Origin of the sequence: Bradyrhizobium sp. LB14.3, assembly GCF_040547985.1 — a bacterium.
GTDB lineage: Bacteria > Pseudomonadota > Alphaproteobacteria > Rhizobiales > Xanthobacteraceae > Bradyrhizobium.
Window position 1 is genome coordinate 358,495 of record NZ_JBEPQT010000002.1, and the last position, 14,114, is coordinate 372,608.

The 14,114-nt window shown below is 64.6% G+C and carries 16 protein-coding genes; 10 read left to right on the forward strand and 6 right to left on the reverse strand.

Annotated features, from left to right (window positions below; genetic code table 11):
• Window positions 1-3: 3 nt before the first annotated feature.
• Window positions 4-708 carry a TetR/AcrR family transcriptional regulator C-terminal domain-containing protein gene (locus ABIB00_RS05420; protein ID WP_354103637.1) on the reverse strand — a complete coding sequence of 235 codons (705 nt, stop codon included), beginning with the start codon at window positions 706-708 and terminating at the stop codon, window positions 4-6.
• A 344-nt stretch (window positions 709-1,052) separates the two neighbouring features.
• Between ABIB00_RS05420 and rpsF the strand changes: the two genes are divergently transcribed.
• The 4 genes from rpsF (at window position 1,053) to rplI (ending at window position 3,590) form a co-directional block, all read left to right on the forward strand.
• Window positions 1,053-1,583, forward strand: a complete 531-nt coding sequence (gene rpsF, locus ABIB00_RS05425; RefSeq protein WP_247346293.1) for a 30S ribosomal protein S6 — start codon at window positions 1,053-1,055, stop codon at window positions 1,581-1,583.
• A gap of 5 nt (window positions 1,584-1,588) precedes the next feature.
• Window positions 1,589-1,828, forward strand: a complete 240-nt coding sequence (gene rpsR, locus ABIB00_RS05430) for a 30S ribosomal protein S18 (RefSeq protein WP_007592020.1) — start codon at window positions 1,589-1,591, stop codon at window positions 1,826-1,828.
• A gap of 129 nt (window positions 1,829-1,957) precedes the next feature.
• Window positions 1,958-2,935, forward strand: coding sequence for a DUF2232 domain-containing protein (locus tag ABIB00_RS05435; protein WP_354103638.1), 978 nt, complete (start codon window positions 1,958-1,960; stop codon window positions 2,933-2,935).
• 49 nt (window positions 2,936-2,984) lie between these two features.
• Window positions 2,985-3,590 (forward strand): 50S ribosomal protein L9, encoded by a 606-nt coding sequence (gene rplI / locus ABIB00_RS05440; protein ID WP_354046926.1) that lies wholly within the window; start codon window positions 2,985-2,987, stop codon window positions 3,588-3,590.
• A 37-nt stretch (window positions 3,591-3,627) separates the two neighbouring features.
• Here rplI and ABIB00_RS05445 read toward each other — a convergent pair whose 3' ends face one another.
• Both ABIB00_RS05445 and ABIB00_RS05450 read right to left on the reverse strand, forming a co-directional pair.
• Complete coding sequence (locus ABIB00_RS05445) at window positions 3,628-4,254, reverse strand: TetR/AcrR family transcriptional regulator (RefSeq protein WP_354103639.1); 627 nt, start codon at window positions 4,252-4,254, stop codon at window positions 3,628-3,630.
• The gene (locus ABIB00_RS05450; protein WP_354103640.1) at window positions 4,226-5,203 is read right to left on the reverse strand and encodes a hypothetical protein; all 978 of its coding nucleotides are present in this window, start codon (window positions 5,201-5,203) and stop codon (window positions 4,226-4,228) included. Before ABIB00_RS05450 ends, ABIB00_RS05445 begins: the two co-directional genes overlap by 29 nt.
• 279 nt (window positions 5,204-5,482) lie before the next feature.
• Between ABIB00_RS05450 and ABIB00_RS05455 the strand changes: the two genes are divergently transcribed.
• The 3 genes from ABIB00_RS05455 to alr all read left to right on the forward strand — a co-directional run bounded on the left by ABIB00_RS05455 (window position 5,483) and on the right by alr (window position 10,347).
• Window positions 5,483-6,733 carry a cyclopropane fatty acid synthase gene (locus ABIB00_RS05455; protein ID WP_247346282.1) on the forward strand — a complete coding sequence of 417 codons (1,251 nt, stop codon included), beginning with the start codon at window positions 5,483-5,485 and terminating at the stop codon, window positions 6,731-6,733.
• A 753-nt stretch (window positions 6,734-7,486) separates the two neighbouring features.
• Window positions 7,487-8,995, forward strand: coding sequence for a replicative DNA helicase (locus tag ABIB00_RS05460; protein WP_354103641.1), 1,509 nt, complete (start codon window positions 7,487-7,489; stop codon window positions 8,993-8,995).
• 74 nt (window positions 8,996-9,069) lie between these two features.
• On the forward strand, window positions 9,070-10,347 hold the full coding sequence (gene alr, locus ABIB00_RS05465) for an alanine racemase (RefSeq protein WP_354103859.1): 1,278 nt from the start codon (window positions 9,070-9,072) through the stop codon (window positions 10,345-10,347).
• Between the two features lie 12 nt (window positions 10,348-10,359).
• Here the strand turns inward: alr and ABIB00_RS05470 are convergent, their stop codons facing one another.
• The gene (locus tag ABIB00_RS05470) at window positions 10,360-10,578 is read right to left on the reverse strand and encodes a cysteine rich repeat-containing protein (protein ID WP_247446976.1); all 219 of its coding nucleotides are present in this window, start codon (window positions 10,576-10,578) and stop codon (window positions 10,360-10,362) included.
• 41 nt (window positions 10,579-10,619) lie between these two features.
• Here ABIB00_RS05470 and ABIB00_RS05475 point away from each other — a divergent pair, with 41 nt between their 5' ends.
• Entirely contained in the window at window positions 10,620-11,390 is a 771-nt protein-coding gene (locus tag ABIB00_RS05475; RefSeq protein WP_354103642.1) for an exodeoxyribonuclease III, read from the forward strand.
• A 107-nt stretch (window positions 11,391-11,497) separates the two neighbouring features.
• Here the strand turns inward: ABIB00_RS05475 and ABIB00_RS05480 are convergent, their stop codons facing one another.
• Both ABIB00_RS05480 and ABIB00_RS05485 read right to left on the reverse strand, forming a co-directional pair.
• On the reverse strand, window positions 11,498-11,866 hold the full coding sequence (locus tag ABIB00_RS05480; protein ID WP_354103643.1) for a GFA family protein: 369 nt from the start codon (window positions 11,864-11,866) through the stop codon (window positions 11,498-11,500).
• A gap of 75 nt (window positions 11,867-11,941) precedes the next feature.
• The gene (locus ABIB00_RS05485; RefSeq protein WP_354103644.1) at window positions 11,942-12,259 is read right to left on the reverse strand and encodes a hypothetical protein; all 318 of its coding nucleotides are present in this window, start codon (window positions 12,257-12,259) and stop codon (window positions 11,942-11,944) included.
• A 177-nt stretch (window positions 12,260-12,436) separates the two neighbouring features.
• Here ABIB00_RS05485 and ABIB00_RS05490 point away from each other — a divergent pair, with 177 nt between their 5' ends.
• The gene (locus tag ABIB00_RS05490) at window positions 12,437-13,177 is read left to right on the forward strand and encodes a FadR/GntR family transcriptional regulator (RefSeq protein WP_247346266.1); all 741 of its coding nucleotides are present in this window, start codon (window positions 12,437-12,439) and stop codon (window positions 13,175-13,177) included.
• Window positions 13,123-14,112 carry an NAD(P)-dependent oxidoreductase gene (locus ABIB00_RS05495; RefSeq protein ID WP_354103860.1) on the forward strand — a complete coding sequence of 330 codons (990 nt, stop codon included), beginning with the start codon at window positions 13,123-13,125 and terminating at the stop codon, window positions 14,110-14,112. Before ABIB00_RS05490 ends, ABIB00_RS05495 begins: the two co-directional genes overlap by 55 nt.
• Window positions 14,113-14,114: the final 2 nt, after the last annotated feature.

Here is a 14,114-nt window from a genome sequence, read left to right on the forward strand (position 1 = left end):
GGCCTAACCCTCCTCATTCGAATTGCTTGATGCGTCCCGCTCGTCGACGAGACGAAGGCGCGCCGTGTCGCCCGTGCATTTCGCCTGCTCGCCGAGCACGCGCAGCATCTCGGCGCACAGAGCCTCGGGCGAACGGCCCATGGCGTAGCCTTCGAGAATGACGCCGATGGCGACGGCCCAGAATCGCCGCGAGCTTTCGTCGGGCGCGCGCAGGGAGCGCCAGCCGTGCCGCTCAACCTGGCTTGCATAGGCCCGCGCGCCTTCGCTGTGCAGGCGCTCGATGGTGCGCTCCACCAGCGGTGCGAGATCCTGGCGCCGCCGCGTCAGCGTCAGCGCCTCGGCGAAGAAGGCCACCGAATCGTTTGCCGTCACGGTCTCGGCCAGCGCACGGGTGTAGTCCCGTGGCGTGCGCGCCTGCAGCGCCGCCCGCTCGGTCGCCCGCGCCAGATACAGCAGCTCGCGGCAGGCGCATTCGACGAACAGCGCCTCTTTGGTGCGGAAATAGTAAGTGATCTGGCTCGGGAACGCGTTCGCGGCGGCTGCGATGTCGGTGATTGCCGTGCCCGATAGCCCCCGCTCCCGAAACAGCGGGCTCGCGGCATCCAGCAGCAGCGAGCGCATTCTGCGGCCGGCCGAGCGCGTAGCGCGGGCGGCGTGCTTGGGGTCGCCAGCCGCCTCAAACGGCTCCTGGGACAAGTTTTCTGCCATTGGGGTCCGCTCCGTTGATTTATTTGTATGACATACAAACAAATAAATCAACCCGGCATGTTACTCTGCGGTGGGTCAGGCCGCCCGCATCGGGACCATCCGCGCCGAAAATGCCGCCCTCAACCTTGCCAAGTCAGCCAAAATCCGTATAAGGCGCGCATCCGCAGACCCCGGCCGGGAGCTGAACGGACGGTCTCAGCAAATCATTCGTGATCTTGGTGTGGCAGGGCCAGTCGGCCCGTCGTCCCGTGTTTCCGCCTTCTGAGCTTAATCCCAGAGTCCTTTCCGAAGGCCTCTTAAGGGCTTGACGCCGGGCGATGCGCCAACATGAGGAAAGGACTTCCATGGCTCTCTATGAGCATGTTTTTCTCGCGCGCCAAGACGCGAGCACGCAGCAGGTCGAAGAACTGACCGCGCAGATGACCGGCATTGTCGAGGGTCTCGGCGGCAAGGTTGTCAAGACCGAGAATTGGGGCGTGCGCTCCCTCACCTACCGCATGAACAAGAATCGCAAGGCGCACTTCGTGCTGCTCAACATCGACGCGCCGTCCGCGGCGATCGCCGAGATCGAGCGCCAGGAGCGCATCAGCGAAGACGTGATCCGCTATCTCAGCGTCCGCGTCGAGGAGCTCGAGGAAGGTCCGTCCGCGATGATGCGCAAGGCCGACCGTGACCGCGAGCGTGACGACCGTGGCGGCGGCTTCCGTGGCGATCGCGAAGGCGGTGGCTTCCGTGGCGACCGCGAGGGTGGTTTCCGTGGCGGCGATCGTGAAGGTGGCGGCTTCCGCGGTGACCGCGGTCCGCGCCGTCCGCGCGACGACGCTGAAACCACGACCACTGCCACCACCACCACCACCACGACGGATGGGGAGTAAGAACAATGGCTGAAGCTGGTGCACGCCGCCCGTTTTTCCGTCGTCGCAAGAGCTGCCCGTTCACGGGCGCGAATGCTCCGAAGATCGACTACAAGGACTCCAAGCTGCTGATGCGTTACGTCTCCGAGCGCGGCAAGATCGTGCCGAGCCGCATCACCGCGGTGTCCGCGAAGAAGCAGCGTGAGCTCGCCCGCGCCATCAAGCGCGCGCGGTTCCTGGGCCTGCTGCCCTACGTCATTCGCTAAGACGAATTCGGCCGGCGGTGACATCGCCGCCGGCCGTATTACCTAGTTTCTCATAAGGCTTCCGGGTCGTCCGGTCGCCGATGGTTGGGGCGAGATGCCTCTAACCGCTCGAAGGGAGCGGGACAGCTGATGATGGCCTTTGGACTGATAGCCCTGATCGCCGGCGCTGCGTCGGCCGTGATGTTCGCCTCGATCGTCTCGGGCGCGCTGATCTCGCTCGTCCTGTTCTATCTCGCACCGCTGCCGCTGATGGTCGCCACGATCGGCTGGGGACCGCTTTGCGCGACCCTCGGCGGCATCGCCGCCGCGCTTGGCCTCGGCGCCCTGTTCGGCCTGCCCTACGGCATCGCGTTCGCCGTCACCGTCGCACTGCCGGCCTGGTGGCTCGGCCACCTCGTCCTGCTCAGCCGGCAGCGAGAACCCGTCGCCCCGGGGGCCGCCGCCGAGCCGTCGGCCGAACCTGCGCTCGAGTGGTATCCGGTCGGCCGCATCCTGCTATGGATCGCGGGCTTCGCCACGCTGACCACGATCGCCGCCCTGCTCACCCTCGGCACCGACGCCGAAACCATCATCGGCACGCTGCGTCGTGGCCTGATGCGCCTCCTCCGCGCCGCCGACCCGCAGACCTCCGGCGAGACCGACCAATTTGTCGACGCGCTGGTGCGGATCGCGCCGGCCGGCGCCACCATCGTCGCGATGATGACGCTGACCCTCAATCTCTGGCTCAGCACCAAGGTGACGGCGACGTCGGGCCGGCTGCGGCGCCCCTGGCCGGACCTGATGACGGCGGAGCTGCCGCCGATGACGCTCGTGGCGCTCTGCATCGCGCTTGCCTTCTGCTTCACCGGCGGACTGCTTGCGATCGTGGCGCAGATCGCCACGGCGGCGCTAATGATGGGATATGCGCTGACCGGCTTTGCGGTGCTGCATACGCTGACGCTGGCGCTGAAGAGCCGCACTTTCTGGCTCGGCTCGACCTACGCCGTCGTCGTCGTGTTCGGATGGCCCGTCATCGCGATGGTGATCCTCGGCCTTGCGGATGCCGTGTTCGGCCTCCGCGAACGCTTCCTGCGTACGCGCCAGCCACCGCCGCTGCCGGTCCCCTAAGTTCAAGTCCGAAAATCCAACCCACTCAACACTTCGAAGGAGAACGAATATGGAAGTCATTTTGCTGGAACGCGTCAACAAGCTCGGTCACATGGGCGAAGTCGTGAAGGTTCGCGACGGCTATGGCCGCAATTTCCTGCTCAAGCGCGGCAAGGCGCTGCGCGCCACCGCCGACAACCGCGCCAAGTACGACGGCATGAAGGCCGACCTCGAGGCTCGCAACCTTGAGTCCAAGGGCGAGGCGTCCAAGGTCGCCGAGAAGATCCAGGGCAAGAACATCATCGTGATCCGTCAGGCTTCGGAAGCCGGCCAACTGTTCGGCTCGGTCAACGTGCGCGACATCGTCGTGGCGTTCGAAGCCGACGGCGTTTCGCTGTCCCGCCCGCAGGTTCAGCTCGACGCGCCGATCAAGACCATCGGCAAGCACACCATCAAAGTTGCCGTCCACCCCGAGGTCGAGGTCGAGATCAGTGTCACTGTGGCGCGCAGCCAGGACGAGGCCGAGCGCATCAACCGCGGCGAAGACATCTCGACCCGCAACGAAGACCGGGATGCTGCCGCCGAAGCGATCGCCGCCGCCGGCGAGTTCTTCGATCCGGAAGCCCAGCAGGACGAGGCCGAGCCGGCGCCGGCTGCGGAAGAGACCGAAAAGTAAGCCTCGCGTTCGCGCAGGCTTTCGAAACCCGGTCGCCTCAGGCGGCCGGGTTTTTCGTTTTCGCGACGACGTCCTCGCTCAGCATCGCGATCGAGGCGAGCGCCGTTGCCGTATGCTTCTCGATGCCATCGCAGGCGATCAACGTATCGGTCTCGGCGCGCGGATCGGCGCGGTCGCGTCCCGACAGGAAGGCGCGGCAAAAACTCTGCGCCGGACCGATGAGCTGGCTGACGAACATCACCGGCGTCATCGGCAAAAGCTCTCCGCGCGTGACCAGCGGTGCGCGCCAGCACTCGATGCCTTCGGCAAGGCGCGCATTCTGCGCGCGCTGGGCGTCGCGAACGCTCCCGCCCCATTCGCTGCGCGAGATCTCGAAAAGATAGCGCGCCTCGCGGCGGCTGATGACGACCCAATCAAGATGCGCCCGGATCAGGCGATCGATCCCCTGCCCGGCGTCCGGCACAGGATCGAGCGCGGCCAGTATCGCGGCGTGATAGTACCCAAGCACATCGAGGAACAGTGCACCGGCCAGCTCCTTCTTCGAGCCGAAGACGTGGAGAAGCTGCCATGGCGGCGCGATGCGAGGACCGCGGATGCGTGCGGCCTTCGCAAGTCGATCGGAAAAAATGGGTCGCTTATCTCGAAATCGGCGGCGTCGGCGCACCGGACGATTCGGCTGGCGCCGCGGGTGGGGCGGCAGCGGTCGCGGGCGGCGCCGGCTCCTGCGACTTCGCTGGCGGTTCGGAGCTCGCGGCAGGCTTGGGAGCAGCCTCTTCCGCCGGCTTGGGCGCAGCTGGCTCGGCGGGCTTCGCGGCGGCCGGTGCAGCGGGTGTCACCTGCGGCACTGGATCGGGCCGCAGCGCCGGAGTATCGCTGCCGCGCGGCTCAACCTTGGCGCTCTCGGGCTTGGCCTCGGCCGGCTTCTCGGCCGGCTTGCTGCTTTCAGATTTGGACTCGCCGGAATCATCCTTCGCAGTCTCGGGCTTGGATTCGACCTTCGGCTCATTCTTCTTGTCGTCTGCCGCCGGCGACGCGGCGTCGACCTTCGGCGCTTCCTCGATCGCGGGCTTGCCGCGACGCTTACCTTTGCGCCCTTCGGGTGCGGCTTGGCCCTCGGGCTTCACGCCTTCCTTGGCGCCCTCCTCGGCCGGCCGCGCCGCGCGCTTCTGACGTGCGCCCTCGGCCGCGGGAGCGGCACCCTCGCCTTCCGGCCTGGCGGACTCCTGCGAACGTTGGCGGCGGCCCTGATGTTCAGGGGACTGCGCGGGATTGGTATTGGCTTCCTTGTCCTTGGCGCCGTCCTTCTTGTCCTTGCCGTCCTTGGCCTGATAGCGGGTGTCGGTGGCGCCGTTGGAGACGAGGTAGGAAGCAAGCACGCCGGCCATGTCGGAGCTGGTCGTGTAATGCTGACGCAGGAAGCCCGGCAGCGAACCCGGCGCCACGGACTTCAACAGGCCGCGCGGGCTCTTGTGACATGCAGTGCAGGTCTGCGTGAACAGCTGGGATGGGGCCTTACCGGCCTCGAGGTTCGTCGCCTGCGCGAGAGCGGCATCGGTCGCGCCGAAGCCGATCAAAAGCAATACCGTCGCGAGGCTGAGCGCTCGGCTCGACATTCCCATCATCTCCATTGAATTCCGAGAGGTGCAGCCGGCATGGGGCGCGGCGGCGGGTCACCTTTTATCCGATTGAGCCGCGAATGGAAGCAGGCTCCACGCGCAAGAATGTGATTAAGCGCTTTTTGAATATCGGCCGTGAACACAGCGCAATAGCCGGGACGGGACACTTCCCCTAGATTTAGATGCAAACGCATAGGAACCGCTGCGGTGGCCGCGCGTAGGGTGAATGCCGGCTTAGTCGCATCTCTTCGGGTTCGCTCGAGAGGATGGGTATCGATGGACCGATTGTTGCGTCAATTCCTGTCTCAATTCATCCGCCGCGGGTCGATGACGGTGACCGCGGCAAAGGGTTCGAAGTTCACGGTCGGCGATGGCTCAGGCGAACCGGTTGCAGTCCGCTTCGTCACCGCGGACGCAGAGCGGAAGATCCTCGTCAATCCCGAGCTCGGGCTTGGCGAGGCCTATATGGACGGCGAGTTCGTCGTCGAGCACGGCACCATAGCTGATGCCCTCGCGATCCTGCTCGATCAACCCGACCTATTGCCGCACTGGGCAAAACCCTGGTGGCACCTTCGCTACCTAGCGCGGCACCTGAGGCAGTTCAATCCGCGCCCGCGCTCCCGCAGCAACGTCGCACACCACTACGATCTCGATGCGAGGCTCTATTCGCTCTTCCTCGACGCCGACAAGCAATATAGCTGCGCCTATTTCGAGACGCCGAAGACCACCCTCGACGATGCGCAGCTCGCCAAGAAACGACACATCGCCGCAAAGCTGCTCGTCAAGGGCGGCCAGCGCGTGCTCGACATCGGCTCGGGCTGGGGCGGACTTGGGCTCTATCTCGCCGGGATCGCAGGTGTTGACGTCACCGGCATAACGTTGTCGACCGAGCAGTTGCAGATCGCCAATGCGCGCGCAGCCGAAAAGGGTCTGACCGGATCGGCCAAATTCCTGCTTCAGGACTATCGCGACGTCGCCGGCCCGTTCGACCGCATCGTCTCAGTCGGCATGTTGGAGCATGTCGGCGCCCGCTTCTACGACACCTACTTCCGGCGCTGCGCCGAGCTGTTGGACAAAGACGGCGTCATGCTGCTGCACTCGATCGGCCGTTCGCAGGGCCCGGACTCCACCAATCCCTGGATCGCCAAATACATCTTTCCCGGCGGCTACATCCCCGCTCTTTCGGAGGTGCTGCCGGCGATCGAGCGGGCGGGCCTGCTGGTCTGCGACATCGAGATTCTGCGGCTGCATTACGCCGAAACCTTGAAAGCATGGCGCGAGCGCTTCATGGCGCGGCGCGAAGAAGCCGTACAGCTGTACGACGAGCGCTTCGCGCTGATGTGGGAATTTTATCTGGCAGCCAGCGAGATGACGTTCCGCAAGCAGGATATGATGAACTTCCAGATTCAACTCACCCGGCGTCAGGGCATAGTGCCGATGACACGCAACTACATCGCGCGTGAAGAAGCCCGGCTGCTGGCCGTCGAAGCCGGCGCCAAGCCGAGGCTGAAGATGGCTGGTGAATAAGTCCTAGTGGTGCAGGGTCGAAATCGGAGCGGACCGGAAAGAGGCAGTCAAGGCCAACTGTATCCGCAGTGCCTTCAGGATTTCGGGGGCGACCGGTTCCCGACGCACTTCAGGCCGCTCAGCGTGCTCCATGGCCGCGATCAGCCCCGACAGCCAAAGCCGGCTGCCTGCTTCGCTTCGCCAATTCCGGAGCTGCCGTCCTGGCCGCATCGCTTGCCTCGTTCCTGGTGGCGGATCGCGGGAGACAACCCCCCGCCCGCTCGCCTGTTCCGGCCGTACCCCCGAAAGAATCCGGGGAGATGTGATCTGCTTCACATAAGTCCCGCCGGCCCTGGCCTAGACCGTCGCCATGAGCAAAGAGACCCAAACCTCATTCGACGTGCAGGACGACCTCCGCACCGATTACGCCCTGATCGCTACCGGCGTCGGGGCGGCCCTGGTTGCACTGGTCTACCTTCTGCTGGTCTGAACCGAGCCGAAAGCTCCCAGCGTGCGTCATTTCGCGCGCGTCTCGATAGGTCTGCCCGCCAACCCATTAGGTTCACTTCATCCGGAGTTTTCCGTGGCGCGGTCGCTTCCTGCGCCGCGACCTGATTCAGCGAAAATCCGTCAAGCGCGGCGCGCACTGCGGCGGCCAATCATCCACCATTTTAATGATCGGTTGATAGCGGCGAGCTTTTGCTTCCGCTTTGCGCTGAGGCGGCGCTTTATCCCGGCCCCGCATCCGCCCCAGAAAATTGCTATCGCTCGACCATGGCCCTGACTGATTCGAACGTTCTCAAGCTCGCGCCGGAATCCGGAACTCCCGCCTATCGGAGCGCGCCGCATAATATCGAAGCGGAACAGAGCCTTCTGGGCGCGATCCTGGTCAACAACGACGCATTTTACCGCGTCTCCGACTTCCTGGAGCCGAAGCATTACTTCGAGCCGCTGCACCAGACCATCTTCGAGACCGCCTCGAGCCTGATCCGGATGGGCAAGATCGCGACGCCCGTCACGCTGAAGACCTTCCTGCCCGCCGACACCGATGTCGGCGGCATGACCATCGGGCAATATCTGGCGCGGCTCGCCGCCGAAGCGACCACCATCATCAATGCGCAGGATTATGGGCGCACCATCTACGACCTGGCATTGCGCCGCGATCTGATCGGCATCGGCGAGGACATGGTCAATGTCGCCTATGACGCCCCGGTCGACTTCGCGCCGCGGGCGCAGATCGAGGACGCCGAACGCCGCCTCTACGAGCTCGCCGAGTCCGGCCGCTACGACGGCGGCTTCCAGAAATTCTCGCAGGCGCTAACGCTCGCGGTCGATCTCGCCGCGAAAGCGTTCCAGCGCGACGGAAAGCTGTCCGGCATCTCGACGGGCCTGCGCGACCTCGACACCAAGATGGGCGGCTTGCAGCACTCCGACCTCATCATCGTCGCCGGCCGCCCCGGCATGGGCAAGACGTCGCTTGCAACCAACATCGCCTATAATGTCGCCCGGGCCTATGTTCCGGAACTGCAGGCCGACGGCACCACGAAGGCCGCCCATGGCGGCGTCATCGGCTTCTTCTCCTGCGAAATGTCGGCCGACCAGCTCGCCACGCGTATCGTCGCCGAGCGCACCGGCATTCCCTCCTCCCACATCCGCCGCGGCGGCATCTCGGAAGCCGATTTTGAGAGTATCCGCGAGGTTTCGATCGAGCTGCAATCGCTGCCCTTCTATGTCGACGAGACCGGCGGCCTCTCGATCTCGCAGCTGATGGCGCGCGCCCGCCGGCTGAAACGGCAGAAGGGCCTCGACCTCATCGTCATCGACTACATCCAGCTCTTGTCAGGCTCGGGCAAGCGCAGCGAAAACCGCGTGCAGGAAATCACCGAGATCACGACAAGTCTGAAGGCCCTGGCCAAGGAACTGAGCGTGCCCGTGATCGCGCTCTCGCAGCTCTCGCGCCAGGTGGAGTCGCGCGACGACAAGCGGCCGCAGCTCTCAGATCTGCGCGAATCCGGCTCGATCGAGCAGGACGCCGACGTCGTTCTGTTCGTCTACCGCGAGGAATATTACCTCGGAAACAAGGAGCCGCGCCCGGGCACACCCGAGCACGAAAAATGGCGCCTGGACATGGATCTTGCGCATGGCAAGGCCGAAGTCATCATCGGCAAGCAGCGCCACGGCCCGACCGGCACCGTCGATCTGGCCTTTGAAGCTTCGATCACACGATTTGGCGACCTTGCGCCGGACAGTCAGGTGCCGGACCGCGGTGGCGGCGACTACTAGGCTCCTCGTTCGGTTCCTTGTTGGTTCCTTGGGTTGAACCGCAGCGGTCTCTTGCGTAAAACGGCGTCATGACAATGGCGTCCGACCCGAAAATGATCCCGCAATCCGGCCTTCTCTCCGCGGAGGCCAATCAAACTGCCACGCTCGCTGCCTTCGGCGGCGTGCTCACCGTCGACCTTGACGCCATCATCGCCAACTGGCGCAAGCTCGAGAAGACCGCGGTGCCAGCCGAATGCTCGGCGGTGATCAAGGCCGACGCCTATGGCTGCGGTGCCGAGCAGGTTGCGCGTGCCCTGAACAAGGCCGGTTGCAAGACCTTCTTCGTCGCCACCATCGAGGAAGCGCGCAAGGTGCGAGCAGCCGTGCCGGAGCCTACGATCTACGTGCTCGGCGGCTATTTCCAGAACACCGGCGAGCACTACGCCCAAATCAACTGCCGCCCCGTGATCGGCGATCTCAACGAGCTTGCCGAATGGGACGTGTTCTGCCGCCGAACCGGCTGGACCGGTGGCGCGGCTGTTCACATCGACACCGGCATGAACCGGCTTGGCCTGACGCTTGCGGAAGCGCACGCCATCATCCCGCGCATCAATGCCGGCGACCACGGCATCACGCTGGTGATGAGTCATCTGGTCTCGGCCGAGCAGCTCAACAACCCAGCGAACGCCAAGCAACTCGCGGCCTTCCGCGGTATCGCCAGCGAATTCTCTGGCGTGCCCGCCGCGCTCGCCAATTCCTCCGGCGTCTTCCTCGGCGCACCTTTCCAGTTCGACATGGTGCGGCCGGGCGCCGCGCTCTACGGCGTCAACCCGACGCCGGAGGCCGACAATCCGATGCAGCCGGTGGTCGACCTCAAGGCCCGCATCGTGCAGATCCGCAGCGTCGAGCGCGGCGAAAGCGTCGGCTATGGCGGCACCTGGACCGCACGGCGGCCGACGAAACTGGCGATCATCGCAGTCGGTTATGCCGACGGCTATTTCCGCGCCGCAAGCTCCAATGACGGCACCCGCGGCGCCGAGGTCATCGTCGCCGGCAAGCGCTGCCCCGTCGCGGGCCGCGTCTCGATGGACCTGATCGCGATCGACATCACGGACTTGCCGCCGAACGCGGCGCGGCGCGGCCACATGGTGACGCTGCTTGGCGAGGGCATCACCGTCGACGAGCTCGCCCATCATTTCGGCACGATCGGCTATGAGGTGCTGACCAGCCTCGGCCACCGCTACGCGCGAATCTACAAGGGCGGCAATGTGGTGGAGCCGCTGGCAAAGCCGGCTCCCGCGACCATGGCAGAGCAACTGCCCTCCCCGCCGCCGGTCGAGCGGCCCGCGAACCCGCCGCCGCTGCCGAGCTGAGCAGCTCGCTGCTTACTTCTTTTTCCTGCTGTCCAGCGCCGTCCTGCAGGTTGCGCTGAGCTGATCGCGCTTGCCGTTGAGGCAGGCGACGATGCCCCCGCCCGGTGCGAGGCCGGCGCAGAATTTATCGTAGTCCGCCTTGCACGCGCCGCGCGGATCGGAGGATTGTGCCGAAGTCGCTCCGGAGAATGCGACGAGCAATGCGATGGCGGCAAAGTTCAACTTGGACATTGTATCTCCGGTGTCGGAACGTAAGAAGCGGTCAGCTCTACATGAAGATTGCGACATTCAACATCAACAACATCAATCGCCGCCTGCCCAATCTGTTGGCATGGATGCGAACGGCGAAACCTGATGTCGTTGCGCTTCAAGAATTGAAGGCAAGTGATGGCGAATTTCCGGCGGCCGCCATCGAAAAGGCCGGTTACGGCGCAGTGTGGTGTGGACAAAAGACCTGGAATGGCGTCGCCATCCTCGCTCGCAATGCCGAGCCCATTCTCATCCGCGATCGCTTGCCGGGAAAGCCTGCCGATCTCGAAGCCCGCTACATCGAGGCCGCCGTAAGCGGTGTCATCGTCACCAGCATCTACCTGCCGAACGGCAATCCGCAGCCGGGACCGAAATTCGAGTACAAGCTCGACTGGTTCGCGCGGCTCAAGCGCCACGCCAAAACTTTCATCAAGCAGGACCTGCCCGTGGTGCTCGCCGGCGACTATAACGTTGCGCCTGATGAGATCGACATCTATCCGACGCGCTCGTGGGACAACGATGCCTTGATCCAGCCGAAGAGCCGCGCGGCCTTCGGCTCGCTGGTGGCACAAGGCTGGTGTGACGCGATCCGTGAACTGCACCCGGAGCAACGCATCTACACCTTCTGGGATTACAAGCGAAACCGCTGGCCGCGCGATGCGGGCCTGCGGCTCGATCATGTCCTGCTCAGCCCCGCCCTCGTCTCACGCCTGGCTAAAGCGGGCGTGGACAAGAAGGTTCGCGGCGAGGATGGCGCCAGCGATCACGCGCCGGCGTGGGTCGTGCTGAAATAAATGAACGAACTCGTAAGGCGGCAAAGCGAAGCGTGCCCACCACTGCCGCTTGCGTTGGTGAGGAATGGTGGACAGACCGTGCGGCAGATATGCCTGAGAGCGCATGCTCACCACAAATTCTTGCCGTCGATCATGTTCACCGGCACGGCCTCCAGGTCGAAATCGTCGAACAGGCGCGCGTTGACGCCGACCTTGGGATTGTCGAAATCGGGCTTGCCAGTCGACCAGTCCGGCGACTCCGAATAGGTGCCGCAGCCGCAGCTCGCGCAGAAATGATGTTTGACCGTGCGGCTGCCCCAGAGATAGGTCGTGACATTCTCCGGCGGCGACAGCAGCCGAAACTGCGTCGGCGTGTAATAGGCCCACAACGCGCCGCGCTTGGCACAGAGCGAACAGGTGCAGCGGGTCACGCTCGAGGGCGCCTCCGCCACCTCGAACACCGTCTCACCGCAATGACAGCTTGCCTCGATCGGCATGACCCGCTCTCCGTTTTGTCAGGAGATGGTCGTAGCCGGACCCTGCTGCCAACATGCTGTCAGCAGCGCGGCCCGTCACGGAGCCTCGCTCGCGGACAACCGCTTGGCATTCGCGGCCACATGCTCGCGATAGCGCTGGACAATCACTGCCGGCGTCGCCCCGGCAAGCAGGCTAGCTGCCGTCTCGAAGGCAGCTGCGATCTTCTCGCTCACCATCAGCACGGCCTCCCGCCCGGCGGCCTCGTTGCCCTGGCTGAGTTTTTCGTAGCGCAAGCGCATCACATCACTCGCCTCGACCGCAAGCATCGCGCCCGCGTACCAGGGGAAACCGTCATCGGATCCGCTCAACACCGCATGGCGATCGAGCACGGAGAAGGAATGATGGTCGGGCATCGCGGACCTCAAATTCTCAAGCGAACGCTCCGATCAATACGCTTCAAATTCTAAGGATCGGGCCGGCGAACGGCTCGGATTGGCGGTGCCTGCGACACCGGAGGTTAACCAAGGCGCTTGACGCATCATTCTGGTCATCCTACTGGTCTTACCAAGATCAGACCAAAAGAGACAGGGATGGAACTCAAGCGCGCGGCCGAAGGCGAAAAGGGCTTTGAGAAGGTGTTCGCCTTCTTGCGCGAACGGCTGCTTGCAGGCTCGCTCAAGCCCGGCGATCGCCTGATCTCCGAGCGTGAGCTCGCGAGCCTTCTCGGCGTCAGCCGGCCAATCGTGCGCGAGGCGCTGCGCGCCCTCACCGTGCTCGGCATCGTCGAGATCCGCGACCGCGTCGGCACCGTGGTGACGCGGCCGGACGTCTCCGTGCTGAACGACTTCTTCACCTTCGCGCTCGCCCAGCAAGCGGACATGCTCGACGACGTCATGCAGGCGCGCGTCGCGATCGAGTGCCAGGCGATCCGGCTTGCCTGCGAGCGCGCAAACATTGCCGATTACGAGCGGCTCCAGCGCGCACTTGCGAAAATCGAGGAAACGATCGACGAGGCGGATGGTGGCGGTAAAGCCGACTTCGATTTCCACCGCACGATCGTGATGGCTTCACGCTCGGAAACCCTGACCGTCCTCCATGGCTCGATGGCCGGCCTGTTGACGCATTCGCATCGCAGTCGCCGCGAACTGGTGCAGGCCTTCCCGTCCATGAAGACCTATCTGATCGACGACCACCGCCGCATCTTTGAAGCTGTGATCGCGCGCGATCCGGAGCGCGCGGACGCAACGCTGCGCAAGCATTTTGCCATTGGAGACGAATTCCGCAGACGCGCCGTCGTCGGCGACTTGGACAAGACCAGCGCCTCGCGCTGACCGCAGACAGACGAAACAAGAAACGGACTGATAACATGGGACGGAACGACAAGGGCAGCGTCGGCTTCATCGGCATCGGCACGATGGGCCTGGAGATGGTGCGCAACCTCTTGAAGGCCGGGCACGCGGTGCGCGCCTTCGACCTCAATGAGGCTGCTGTCGCCGACATCGTCAAGGAAGGCGCGGTTCGCGCCAAAAGTCCGGCCGAGGCCGCGCAAGCCGCCGATGTCGTCATCACCATGCTGCCCGACACGCCCCATGTCGAGGCGACCATTTACGGCGAGCATGGGCTGTTGAAGTCGCCACCATCAGGCGAGCTCATCGTCGACATGAGCACGATCTCGCCGGTCACCGTCCGCCGCATCCATGCAGACCTGCAAAAGGCCGGCGTCAGCTTCATCGATGCGCCGGTCTCGGGCGGCCCGCTCGGCGCGAGGAACGCCGCGCTCTCGATCATGGCCGGCGGCGACGCCGAAGCATTTGCCAAAGCCGAGCCGTTCTTCCGCGCGATGGGCACGACCATCACGCATGTCGGGGCGGCCGGCGCCGGCCAGACCGTAAAACTCTGCAATCAGCTCATCTGCGGCATCAACATCCAGGCGATCTGCGAGGCGCTGGCGCTCGGTCGCGCTTCTGGCCTCGATCTCGATCTGCTGCGCCGCGTGCTGCTCGGTGGCTCCGCCGCATCCTGGATGCTCGACAAGCTCGGCCCCGCGATGATCGCGGGCGACGTCTCCGCCGGCTTTCGGATCGATCTGCAGCTCAAGGACCTCCGCCTGGTGCAAGAGCAGGCGCAGGCGCTGAGCGTGCCGCTGCCCGGCACCGCGCTCGTCACCAGCCAATATGTCGATGCGCGCGCCCACGGCGAAGGCAACAACGGCAACCAGGCGCTGTTCCGCGTCTACGACCGCATGACCAACCAGACCACCGGCTGACC

Coding starts and splice junctions, on each gene's coding strand:
- rpsR (WP_007592020.1), top strand. CDS start 1,589: ATGGCTGAAGCTGGTGCACGCCGCCCGTTTTTCCGTCGTCGCAAGAGC.
- ABIB00_RS05490 (WP_247346266.1), top strand. CDS start 12,437: ATGGAACTCAAGCGCGCGGCCGAAGGCGAAAAGGGCTTTGAGAAGGTG.
- ABIB00_RS05420 (WP_354103637.1), bottom strand. CDS start 708: ATGGCAGAAAACTTGTCCCAGGAGCCGTTTGAGGCGGCTGGCGACCCC.
- ABIB00_RS05470 (WP_247446976.1), bottom strand. CDS start 10,578: ATGTCCAAGTTGAACTTTGCCGCCATCGCATTGCTCGTCGCATTCTCC.
- ABIB00_RS05455 (WP_247346282.1), top strand. CDS start 5,483: ATGGACCGATTGTTGCGTCAATTCCTGTCTCAATTCATCCGCCGCGGG.
- ABIB00_RS05460 (WP_354103641.1), top strand. CDS start 7,487: ATGGCCCTGACTGATTCGAACGTTCTCAAGCTCGCGCCGGAATCCGGA.
- ABIB00_RS05485 (WP_354103644.1), bottom strand. CDS start 12,259: ATGCCCGACCATCATTCCTTCTCCGTGCTCGATCGCCATGCGGTGTTG.
- rplI (WP_354046926.1), top strand. CDS start 2,985: ATGGAAGTCATTTTGCTGGAACGCGTCAACAAGCTCGGTCACATGGGC.
- ABIB00_RS05475 (WP_354103642.1), top strand. CDS start 10,620: ATGAAGATTGCGACATTCAACATCAACAACATCAATCGCCGCCTGCCC.
- ABIB00_RS05435 (WP_354103638.1), top strand. CDS start 1,958: ATGATGGCCTTTGGACTGATAGCCCTGATCGCCGGCGCTGCGTCGGCC.
- alr (WP_354103859.1), top strand. CDS start 9,070: ATGGCGTCCGACCCGAAAATGATCCCGCAATCCGGCCTTCTCTCCGCG.
- rpsF (WP_247346293.1), top strand. CDS start 1,053: ATGGCTCTCTATGAGCATGTTTTTCTCGCGCGCCAAGACGCGAGCACG.
- ABIB00_RS05450 (WP_354103640.1), bottom strand. CDS start 5,203: ATGTCGAGCCGAGCGCTCAGCCTCGCGACGGTATTGCTTTTGATCGGC.
- ABIB00_RS05480 (WP_354103643.1), bottom strand. CDS start 11,866: ATGCCGATCGAGGCAAGCTGTCATTGCGGTGAGACGGTGTTCGAGGTG.